The organism is Rheinheimera sp. WS51 (genome assembly GCF_050936095.1).
Taxonomy (GTDB): Bacteria; Pseudomonadota; Gammaproteobacteria; order Enterobacterales; family Alteromonadaceae; genus Alishewanella.
In genome coordinates, this window is record NZ_JBOTRC010000006.1 from 165,476 (window position 1) to 173,340 (window position 7,865).

General features: G+C 43.2%; 4 protein-coding genes. 1 reads left to right on the top strand and 3 read right to left on the bottom strand.

Going from position 1 to position 7,865, the window contains the following annotated elements:
• Window position 1: 1 nt before the first annotated feature.
• A complete protein-coding gene (locus ACRCA4_RS09450; RefSeq protein ID WP_433187424.1) occupies window positions 2-868 on the bottom strand; it encodes an ATP-binding cassette domain-containing protein in 867 nt (288 codons plus the stop codon).
• 355 nt (window positions 869-1,223) lie between these two features.
• On the opposite strand from ACRCA4_RS09450, the gene ACRCA4_RS09455 reads away from it, so the two are divergent.
• Window positions 1,224-6,689, top strand: a complete 5,466-nt coding sequence (locus ACRCA4_RS09455; RefSeq protein ID WP_433187427.1) for a hypothetical protein — start codon at window positions 1,224-1,226, stop codon at window positions 6,687-6,689.
• Here the strand turns inward: ACRCA4_RS09455 and ACRCA4_RS09460 are convergent.
• Together ACRCA4_RS09460 and ACRCA4_RS09465 are read right to left on the bottom strand one after the other, a co-directional pair.
• Complete coding sequence (locus ACRCA4_RS09460) at window positions 6,686-7,087, bottom strand: hypothetical protein (protein ID WP_433187430.1); 402 nt, start codon at window positions 7,085-7,087, stop codon at window positions 6,686-6,688. The two genes, ACRCA4_RS09455 and ACRCA4_RS09460, sit on opposite strands and share 4 nt — an antisense overlap.
• Before the next feature lie 32 nt (window positions 7,088-7,119).
• Complete coding sequence (locus ACRCA4_RS09465; protein ID WP_433187432.1) at window positions 7,120-7,809, bottom strand: hypothetical protein; 690 nt, start codon at window positions 7,807-7,809, stop codon at window positions 7,120-7,122.
• Window positions 7,810-7,865: the final 56 nt, after the last annotated feature.

Consider the following 7,865-nt stretch of genomic DNA (forward strand, 5'->3'; position numbering starts at 1 on the left):
ATTAGGCTACTCCCTGCTCTGTTGCCGCTACAGTTGCTTGTTTAGGCTGTAAAACCGACAAAAATGACTCTCGTAGATCGTTATTAGCAGATAACGCTGTAAATTCGGCAATATCGCCACTAAATGCACTGAACCCCTGATCAATAACCACGACCCGATCACATAAAGATGCCACTTCATCTAAATGGTGAGTTGAAAAGATAACTGGCGTACCTACCTGCTTTAAGCCTTTAATAAAATCCAGTACGGTTTGCACTGTCATAATATCTAAGCCGGTTGTCGGCTCATCCAGAATAACCACTTTAGGGTTATGTACTACAGCACGGGCAATAGCGGTTTTTTGCTTCATGCCGGTAGACATATTGTCTGCACGACGATTAGCAAAATCGTGCATGTCTAGCAAAGTAAATAACTCATCAATGCGCTGTTTTAAGGCTTGCTCTTTCATACAATGTAAACGGCCAAAATAAGCAACATTTTCAAAAGCCGACAATTTGCCATATAAGCCCGTATCAGCAGATAAAAAACCAATTTGTTGTCGCGCCTTTACAGGATGTTTTAATACATCAACACCATTTAATAATACCGAGCCGCTGTCTGGTTTTAAGGCAGTAGACAACATACGTAACGTCGTCGTTTTACCGGCACCATTAGGCCCAAGTAAGCCTAAAACCTCGCCTTTGCCACAACTAAAGCTAACCTCGCGCACCGAGTGAAAAGCCTCTTTACTGTAACGGACATCTTGTTTTTCTGTATCAGATAATTTAGTAGACTTACTTAGCGCAAAGGCTTTGGCTAAATTGTTAATTTCAATCATGTCCTGCTCCCTTGATAACTTAAACAGAATTATCAAGCAGTACAGCAACATAAACAACAACTAAGCAAAATAAAGCTGTAACAAGATATAAATAGTAATCAGCCAATGCTTTTTTAGCAGTAATCTCCCTTGATGAGCCTATTAGGGTATAAGCTGACATAATTTCTTAAAAGCAGGATCTTCTTGCTTGGCGGGGCAAGTTTCTTTTAGTGTTTGCAGCCGTTGTTCAAGTGAAACATTTTCATAACGACTTGGCTGATAACTAGTTGAAAGTGTCACTTAACAAATATTAATATTAACTTTGCTTTAAATATGTTAACTTATGGGCGGTATTTCATTAATTATAAAATTGTTATTTAGACAGCTGATATAGCCATTAAAAATAACAAGAACAAAGCCGTACTCAATGTCATATATTTCATATTACAAATCTTGCTCCATTAATATTTGGCAGCAGCTGTCAATAAAAAAACTATTATTAGTGGTATGCTATTTTATTGTCTTACTATGGCACTGCAACTCTGCAGCCAATACAACGGCTCTTAGTGATACCAAATCGCTTAAAGTGCAATTAATTGACACCTTTCAGTTAAATCATGAAAGTCATTTACAACTTAGACTACGTTTTAACCAAAACATCCATCGGCCCGGTGAAATCCCAACCGCTGCCATGCTTGACGCTATTAGTATTACACCCGATATTGATTGTCGCTGGTTTTTTCCTAATCCAGATACATTAGCCTGCGATACGGTGCTACCACAAGAGGCAGTTTATCGTGTTGATGTACAAACTAGTTTTAATGCTTTGGGCCAAAGATTAACTGCACCAGCTCAGTATGAGTTTCACGCTGGTGCTTGGCGGCTAGAGTTAGATTTGCCGCAAATGCGGTACGCTAAAGACCTGGAATACCCAGTATTGTTATTTACCGACAATCGCTGGTCAAAAGAACAACTGGCGAAGATGGAATGGCGCTCGCCTAGCGGCACTGCAGCATCATTACCCTTAGAGTTACTCGGTCTATCACATGATAAATTTAACGTTTACAAAGTGTTACTAACGGCTTCAGAAAGTGGCGATTACCAATTAGTGTTACCAGCAGACCTAAACCAACACTACAAGGCAGATCGTATTGTATGGCAGGGGCATATTTACCAGCAACCAAAGCTATTTGGTTGGTATTGCTGGAAATTTGATGAAAACTCAGAAAAAAATATTGCGTATCTGCCCATTGAACCGGCTAGTAACAACTGCCCACCAAGTAAATTGGCTTTGAGGTTTATTGGCGATATCAATTTTTTTGATCAAAAAGCAGGTGGTTATCACCAAGCGCCGCTAGGCGAGCAATTTGTATCAGGCTCTAACGCTTTAGCAGCGACCTTTCCCAGCTCAGATGGTAGCAGCTACTTGCACCTTTATCTGGCGGGTAACTCTGACTACACTTTTCATTTCAGTAACCTAATAGCTAAAGAGCAAGATATTAATATCACTACCAACTTGGCAGAGCCTCTATGGCAACTAGCAAATAGTAGAGATACCAAGCTGGCCCCTACTATAATCCACTGGCCAGATGAGGCATGGCAACAACACTATAAAAAAGTCAATATTATTGAGATAGATGGTGTTGAAGAACCACTACTGACTGATGAGCCTCTGCTTATCCCTAGAATACATACCCAGCAAAGTAGTCAACGAAATCTATTGCTACAATGGCAGCATCTTAGCAAAGTGTCAGAATTTCAACATTGGATCAACGCAATTTGGCAGGATCAACCATTCGTTTCTCCATTATATTGGCAAAATGCAGAGCAGCTGTTTCCAGCGACTTCTTCCTATCAAATAAATCCACAAGTTTGGCAAAATACGCAGTGGCTAAACTCACAGGATGATCACAAATTCAGTCAACATAGCGCTATATTTCAGCCGCAGCAAATTGCTCAAAGTGGTTTATACCCCTATCGTATTGGCGATGCACACCGGCAAGTGCAGCACTGGCTACAGCGCCCGGCATTTAATCTTGAATTATTTCAAGTCGATGATTTGTTGGTTAGGCTTAGCGACTGGCAAGATCAAGCTAAACAAAGCGCTAGTATATACCGAGTCTGTCCTGGCCAAACGAACCCTGCACTGCTTGGCCAAACCAATAAACAGGGTTTACTACATGTACCAGCTAATACCTTACAAACAGGCGCCTCGGTATCACCTAAAGCCCCATGCTGGATCTGGGCGCAAGCGACAGAAGGCATGGCAACTTTTCCATTACCTAAAAGGAAGGCCGTTAAGCCATTACATGGCTGGTTTATAACCAATCAGCCGGCATATCAACAAGGCGATGACGTCGAACTAATGGCTATTCTGCGCCAGCGAAGCCCGCAAGGTCTTATTGCACCTACTGATGTTAATGATTTGGCCATAGAGCTAAAGACCTATTCAGGCAACGTGCTGCAACGTTGGTCAATTCAATCCATTAACGATAACGGCTGGTATCACAAGACCTTGCCAGCTAGTTGGTTTCCTTTAGCAGGTTACTACAGTCTTCATTTGTTACAGGGAACCAAGCAACTAGAGTCGACAACAATAAAAATTGCCCGTTTTGAGCTGCCTTTATATCGGCTCGACAGTACGTTATCAGAGTGGTCTGCCGCCGGTGAAAAAAGCCAGTTTGAACTTACTATGCAAAGCATGACAGGCCAAGGTCTTGTCAGCGACGTGCGTATTGAGGCTAGTTGGCGCCCAGAGACGATGCATAGACTGCCATGGTTGCAACACGAGTATAATTTCAGTGATGACGGTAACTACCCTAAACCAGACAAAAAAAGCTGGTCACTGCAAACCGACAGCCATGGCCTACTTAAGCACGCATTTGGATTACCTGAAAACATAGATATCAAACAAGGTGCACCAGCTTATGAGTTAACACTGAACTATGAAACCCGAGACATGATGGGAGAATGGCAAGGTCAAACTAAATCTACATTGTTGCTAAACAGAGATCATCTGGTTGGCAGTAAAGTGCAAAATCAGCAAATAATGCTCAATGCATTCCTGATACAAGACAGTGAACTAACGGCCGCAGAAGGCATTCCAGTGTCGCGTATTGAGTGGCGCGAGGGGCCGTCTGCAGACAGCCCTCTGTTAGCAGAATGCCCGCTTGGTGTAGCAGCAAAGCTTCCTCTCACTTGTCCCTTACCACTGTCTCTACGAACAACTAAGCGCACAATCGCCTATATGCATTTGCAATCAGGAGAAACAGAACAACGCACTGTGCGTCGCTTTGCGTTGGTTGAATCAACGGCAAAGGTAAAGATAAAACCTAAAGGGCCATCGTTTACGGCTCCGTTGACTATCGATAGCTGGGCGCCTTTAAGTATTGAGATACACAGCCCCAAAGCTAGTGAAGCTGTGTTGCTACTATACACGAATCAAATTCATCAGGTCATACCCCTTAACCTTGTAGCCGGCACAACGCCTTTACGTTTACCAATAACGCCAGCCATGGCACCTGAATTATCGCTGGCATTATTCACAACTAATGCTGAGGATGGCTGGTCTGGAACATATCATCAAATAAAAAGTTCAGTGCAAACATATGAGCTCCCCTTAACTCTGGAACTGCTGGCAGATAAACCAGCAGCTTTCCTGCCGACAACCAGCCAGCAAACTGTAGCGCTAAAATCATCTGAAGATGCTGATGTCGCCCTGTTTTGGTTGCATGAATCTTTGCTGTATTTATTTGCATCAAGTCATATCGAACGCCTAAACCCAAACACTTTGTTAGATCATAAATGGAATAACCTTGCTAAACGCTACGAACTAGCTGAATTGCATAATCTTAGATCTTATGAAATAAGCTCCTGGCTTAGTCCTTGGTTGGCCTATCAGACCAGTCAAAATATAGACTTTAATATGCCAGCAATCTCTCTGGGCGCCCCTACTCACACAGACGGAAGAACGTCAACACCCAGTGTAGTAGATGGTTTAAAACCTGCACCACTATGGTTGGGCATGCACAGTGTGAAAGCTGGACAGCCTAAACAGCTAACCATTACCACACCGCAACAACCGGGTCAGTGGCATCTGATAGCAATAGCTGCGGGGAAAACAAAATTTACCCAACAACAGCAAAGTTTTACAGTAAAAGACAACTGGCAAACTATGTTAGCCGTGCCAGAAAATCACTACCCAACAGATCAGGCCTATGCCAATTTACTGGTGTTTAATTCAAGCTCAACGCCACAACAAGGCCGCTTCCGATTACTGTTAAATGGACAACAACTACAGCAATTTTCACTTAATTTAGCCCCAGGCGAACGCCGGCAGCAGGTAATTACCTTACCTTTATTACCTACCGGCCAGCAGCAGCTTACTCTGTGGCAGCTTGATGAAAAAACAAACAACCCCTCCCGTTTGCTTCAGCAGCAAACTTGGCAAGTAATACCTGAGATTGTACAACATAAACGTCGTATTCAGGCTGATGCATCCGGCGTACTAAACTTGCCAGCAGCAACGACTCAGGTTACCGGTTCAGCCATTACAATGTCTTCGTTACAGCCTGATTGGTCCGCCTTAACCTCTGTAGAAAAACAGGCTCCAGCAAGCTGGGAAGTCCTGCTCAGTGAATGGTGGTTGGCTGAGCAGTTGTTACACAGCCCGCCCTCATGGGCAAACAAGCAACCATTGCACATCTGGGCTCTGCCTTTTCATAAAGCAGGAAAGTACAGCCGCTACGCTACTACCAACAGCGATACTGCAGTCACTCTATTTAGTTATTGGCTACAAAGCCAGCTGGCAGATCCAACTATCATGCCACCAAGCAGTGCTGACATAATTCAGGAATGGCGAAAAAAACTGCACAGCAACAAAGTAGCCTTGCCAGAGCAGGCTTTACTTGCATGGTGGTTAAGCAGCCAAAACGCATTAAGCCTTACAGAGCTGTTGTCACTTCGCTCGCAAATGGGGCAGCTGAGTTCATCCTCTGATGCCGTTCAAACTTTAGCTATTTTGCTTCTTGCGCTAAACGAACATCTGCAACTGCCAACAAATACTACAGTAGCACAACAAGCTCAGATACAGGCGCAACAAGCCCACTGGCAAGACGATCTGTTGGCACTAGGCTATCAGGATGCCTCTTACAGTGCTCTTAGCCCAGAAAGTGCTTGCTGGTTAATATTGGCTGCCGGTTCAGAGCAGCCTAAATTACAGGGCTTAAAGTTGCGATTGATCTTAGCCCAACAAGCAACAGGCAGTTTTGGCTCTGCCAGAAGTAATGCTATTTGCACCGCAGCCCTGTTCAACAATAGTAGCTCATTAGCACAACCGCGGCAGCTTAAACTCACTGCAGGCCAAGAGGCGGGTCGCTGGCACCATACGGCTGAGAAGCAAGACTGGCTTAGTTTGCATTATATTCAGCCTCTAGCGACACATCGTGCTCAATATTCTGGTATTTCCATAAACAAAAGCTTTCTTAAATATCAAGATGGTAAGTGGCTTCCTGCGCCGACTGTTGTTGCAGGCGATTTAGTTCAAGTTGTTTTAACGCTGAGTACTCCGGTTGCTCGCGAACACATAAAGGTATCTGATCCGCTACTGCCGGGCATGCTGCCACTGCCTAAACGTTATCATAGATTTACAGACATACCAGACGCTTCAGACGCTTCCTTTACGTCGGCTTTACAACAAGCGCGGATTATGTACTGGCATAGTAGCTATCTACCAGCAGGTGAAACAATACTTCGCTATATTGTTCAGGTTCGTTTACCCGGACACTACCAGCATGGTATTAGCCGTGCATCTGCTCTATACAACCCACTGCTTTTTGGCAGTACAGATGGCAGTAACCAAATCACTATAGAGATGCCTGCTACATGGCATTAATAGAGATATTCAGCCTTTAACTGAAAATACATAAAGCCTCGCTCATTATCCTGATCAGGCTTAAAAACTGCCGACTTTAATGTAGCGATTGCAAACCGAAGTAAACCATTGTCAGGATAAGCACTTACACTTTCATAATCATAAGGTTTACCATCCTTATCTATAGAAAAGGAAACCAGCACGCAAGTCATTTCATTCCCTGCAAGCACGTCAAAAGGAGCAATAACTTTCATTTCATTCAAGTTGACAACTCTTAATGCTGTACTTTTGTAGCCATCATGTTGTTGCAACGCATCACAATGAGATTGCCCGCTTACTCCTGTGCAGTAAAGTGCAATAAAGCAAAGTATAGGAAGTACACCGCCGTTTTGCTGTTTGCTTCCCTGCGCTAATTTCATTTTTTGTACCTAAAATTTAACTATTTTATCTATTACAAGTTAATAGGGTTATTCCGATACGTTTCGGACCAATGTGTATTAGGCAGTGCAATACACCATTGCCAAAAAGCCTCATTAACTGAGCGCTTGTTATCTTTGCTCAATGTTTTTTTGTACTGTTTTACTAAGCCAATATAATAAAGACCTAAGTCGTTCTCTAATAACTCACCTTTTCTTTCATTATGCGTTGCTACTTCTTCCTTAAACATATTCATTAAGGTAGCATTTTCAAAATTGTATTGATTTGCTAGTCCTTCCAACGTTCCCAGACCAGCTAAACCGCCTACACTCTCGTGACATCGGCGTATTTGTCTGTCAATGTATTTGTTTGCAGCCAACTTTTCCAGTCGAGCATAGCCAACATAAGCAGCCTGTAAACCTGTTTTACCATCCAGGGTATCTGTTGGAAATAACGCGTGTTGTGACCAATGAATATTATGCTCTGCTACCAACTCGGCTGCGCTAACATTACCACTGCCAGCTGCTACCTTATCTGCGCTTTTTACTAGTTCAGATGCTTGCTGCACTGCTTTTGCAACGCTCTGTATATCCTGTGTTTGGTCTGAAGCATTATTATCACCACAAGCGCTTAGCATAAGTAATCCAGCAATTGCCGTTATTGCCATAGCTTTGCGACAATATTGCTGAAAATTATGGGATAAAAGTATCGCTTTTAATTTCATGGGTATGCCATCTCTCTGTCAATTTCGGCCTGATCTCTGGCACTAAGTAAAGCTTT

Bases quoted from the DNA above. Each gene is read 5' to 3' on its own strand.
- ACRCA4_RS09455 (WP_433187427.1), top strand. From the start codon at position 1,224: ATGTCATATATTTCATATTACAAATCTTGCTCCATTAATATTTGGCAG.
- ACRCA4_RS09465 (WP_433187432.1), bottom strand. From the start codon at position 7,809: ATGAAATTAAAAGCGATACTTTTATCCCATAATTTTCAGCAATATTGT.
- ACRCA4_RS09460 (WP_433187430.1), bottom strand. From the start codon at position 7,087: ATGAAATTAGCGCAGGGAAGCAAACAGCAAAACGGCGGTGTACTTCCT.
- ACRCA4_RS09450 (WP_433187424.1), bottom strand. From the start codon at position 868: ATGTTGCTGTACTGCTTGATAATTCTGTTTAAGTTATCAAGGGAGCAG.